The organism is Falsiroseomonas sp. RANM36 (assembly GCF_056682175.1).
In genome coordinates this window covers 116,567-119,556 of the sequence record NZ_JBWXTD010000007.1, presented here as the reverse complement: position 1 = coordinate 119,556, position 2,990 = coordinate 116,567, and the positions used below count along the sequence as shown (strand labels likewise).

The window sequence follows — 2,990 nt, the reverse complement described above, 5'->3', positions numbered from 1 at the left end:
GCCGGGGGGGGGGGGGGGGGGGGGGGCCCCCCCCCCCGCCGCGCGGCGCGGCCCCCCCCCCCCCCCCCCGCTTCCCGTTGCAGCAGCTTCAGCAGCATCTTGCGCATCAGCACGCCCGGCCGGTCGGAGGGCATGTTCATCTCGATCCCGGCCTGGTCCAGCGGCACGTCCCAGTCGGTGCTCTCCAGGATGTCGCGGTCCTCGTCCGTCACCAGGCGGTCGAAGGCGATGATGTCCTCGGCCTTCGCATCGGCCTCGGTGTCGTTGCGATAGACGAACTGCACCACCATGCAGGACCGGTCGTCCATCGGCGTGGCGCCGGTGATGATGGAATGGCTGAGCCCGTTCGGATAGCGGATGCGCAGCTTGCGCAGGAAGGGCATGTACCAGCGGCCGCGCATGTGGCGCACCGTGGTGTCGCTGTCCATGCGCAGCACCTTCTTCTGGATCTCCGGGTTCCGCACCGGGACCTCGGTGATGAAGAGGAAGCCGTCCTCGTATTCCTCGACCTCCAGCTTGGCAGGCTCGGGGTGGCCCTGGTCGCCGAAGCTCGCCCGGTGGACGAAGGCGAAATGCGCGTTGTCGAAGCTGTTCTCCATCAGCCGCAGGCCGGCGCAGTTCCACACCTCGTAGAACTCGTCGATGCGTCGGCAGCCTTCCGTCTCCTCCTCGAAGTCGGGGATGGGGAACAGCGGCTCCTCCAGCGCCACCCAGACATAGCCGTAGCGGGCTTCGGCACGGTAGGAGGGGACGCGCATGTTGGTGGCGCCCTGCTTGTCCACCGGGCGCTGCGGCACGCGCATCACGCGGCCATCGGCGCCGAACTCCCAGCCATGGTAGCCGCAGGCCAGCCAGCCATTGCTGTAGAAGCCCTTGGAGAGCTTCGCGGTGCGGTGGCAGCAGCGGTCGTCCATCGCCGCCGGCCGCCCCTCCCCGTCCACCCAGAGCACCAGGTTCTGCCCGAGCAAGGTGAAGGGCTTCGGCCCGTCCGCCAGCTGCGCCAGCGGGATCACCGGATACCAGAAGCGGCGCAGCAGCGGGGTCGCGGTCTGCAGCATCGCGGCGGAGCTCCATTCTCGTGCGGGCCGAAGCGTGCAAGCGCCGGACCAGTGGCGCAAGGCACGGGCGCGCGGCGCGGCAGGCACTCGCAGCCGCCTCCATGGCGGGCAGCCTGCCCGCATTTTGGGCGGCCAGACGAGCCGCCAAGCGTGCCGGGCCGGGACCCCGCGGTGGTCCGGTCCTTGCTACCGAGCCTGGCCGCACAACCTCCCGGGAAGTCAGACCATGCGCCGCCGCCAGACCCTCGCCCTGTTCGGAGCCGCCGCCGCCGGCCTCGCCGCGCCCGCGGTGCATGCCCAGCAGCTGCTCGATATCCGCTTCACCCTGGACTGGGCCTTCCAGGGGCCGCAGGCGGCCTTCCTGCTCGCCCTCGACCGCGGCTATTTCCGCGAGGCGGGGCTGAACGTGACGATGGACCGCGGCTTCGGCTCGGGTGACGTGCCGGTCAAGATCTCCTCCGGCGCCTATGACGTGGGCGTGGCCGACATCAACCCCACCATCCGCATGCGGCTCGAGCGGCCGGAAGTGGACCTCTTCTCGCCCTTCCTGGTCTACGACGCCACCGCGCTGGCGGTGATGACGCTGCGGCGCGAGAACATCCGCACGCCGAAGGACCTGGAGGGCAAGCTGATCGCCGCGCCGGAGAGCGACGCCGGCCGCCAGCTCTTCCCCGCCTTCGCGCGCGCCGCCGGGATCGATGCCGCGACCATCCGCTGGCAGTCGGTCACGCCGCAGCTGCGCGAGCCGATGCTGGCGCAGGGCCGGGCCAACGCGATCACCGGCTTCATCACCTCCGGCATCTTCTCCCTGCGCGGGCTCGGCATCGCCGACCAGGACATCGTGACGATGCGCTACAGCGATGTCGGCGCGAATTTCTACGCCACCTCCATGATCACGAGCCGCCGCTTCGCTCAGGCCAATCCGCGGGCCATCACCGGCCTGATCGCCGGGCTCATCCGGGCGCAGTACGAAAGCCTGGCCGATCCGGCCGCGGCGATCGCCAATCTCCGCCGTCGCGAGCCGCTGACGAATGTGGAGCTGGAGACGGCCAGGCTGCGCATGTCGCTCGAGGAACTGACCTTCACCCAGCATGTCCGGCAGAACGGCTTCGGCAAGGCGGACATGGCGCGGCTGCAGGAAAGCGTGGACGCGGTGCGGGCCGCCTTCGGCATCTCGCGTCCGATGGCCGCCTCGGATATCTACGATCCCTCCTTCCTGCCCCCGGCCGCGCAGCTGAAGCTGGCCTGAGGGCGACACGACGAGGTTGCCGATGCTCCCCACCCGCTACTGGCAGGACCTTCCCTGGCCTGCCTTCCGCACCCTGCCGGCCAACACCGTCGCGGTGCTGCCGGTGGCGAGCATCGAGCAGCACGGGCCGCATCTGCCGGTTTCCGTGGACACCACGATCAACCAGGGCGTGGTGGCCCGCACGCTGAAGGTGCTGCCGGCGGAGGTGCCCGTGCTGGTGCTGCCCACGCAATGCGTCGGCAACTCGGTCGAGCATCTGCGCTTCCCCGGCACCCTGACCACCACGCCGGAGACGCTGCTGACGCTGGTGACGGACATCGGCGCCAGCGTGGCGCGCGCCGGGGTGAAGCGGCTGGTGCTGGTGAACAGCCATGGCGGCAATGTCTCGGTGCTCGACATCGCCGCGCGGCGGCTGCGCATCCTGCACGACCTCTTCGTGGTGAACGCGATGTGGGCCCGGATGGGCAAGCCGGAATCGCAGCGCGACCCGGTGGAGGGCACCTACGGCATCCATGCCGGGCGCGACGAGACGGCGGTGCTGCTGGCGCTCCGCCCCGACCTCGTGAAGATGGACCGCGCGAAGAACTTCGTCAGCCGCTGGCAGGGCGCCAGCAACGTCGCGCCCCGCGGCGCGCCCGCGGCCGGCGCGCCCCGCGCCCGGCCGGGGCCGGGCCCGGACCCCC

General features: G+C 70.9%; 3 protein-coding genes. 2 read left to right on the top strand and 1 reads right to left on the bottom strand.

Going from position 1 to position 2,990, the window contains the following annotated elements; all coding sequences use genetic code 11:
• The coding region (locus AC1MIR_RS24690) for a Rieske 2Fe-2S domain-containing protein (protein WP_480030826.1) at nucleotides 1-1,058 on the bottom strand (1,058 nt) is incomplete at its 3' end.
• A 226-nt stretch (nucleotides 1,059-1,284) separates the two neighbouring features.
• Here AC1MIR_RS24690 and AC1MIR_RS24685 point away from each other — a divergent pair.
• Both AC1MIR_RS24685 and AC1MIR_RS24680 read left to right on the top strand, forming a co-directional pair.
• The gene (locus AC1MIR_RS24685) at nucleotides 1,285-2,307 is read left to right on the top strand and encodes an ABC transporter substrate-binding protein (protein ID WP_480030825.1); all 1,023 of its coding nucleotides are present in this window, start codon (nucleotides 1,285-1,287) and stop codon (nucleotides 2,305-2,307) included.
• Between the two features lie 22 nt (nucleotides 2,308-2,329).
• Nucleotides 2,330-2,990 (top strand): creatininase family protein (locus AC1MIR_RS24680; RefSeq protein WP_480030824.1); only part of this gene is annotated, 661 nt, incomplete at its 3' end.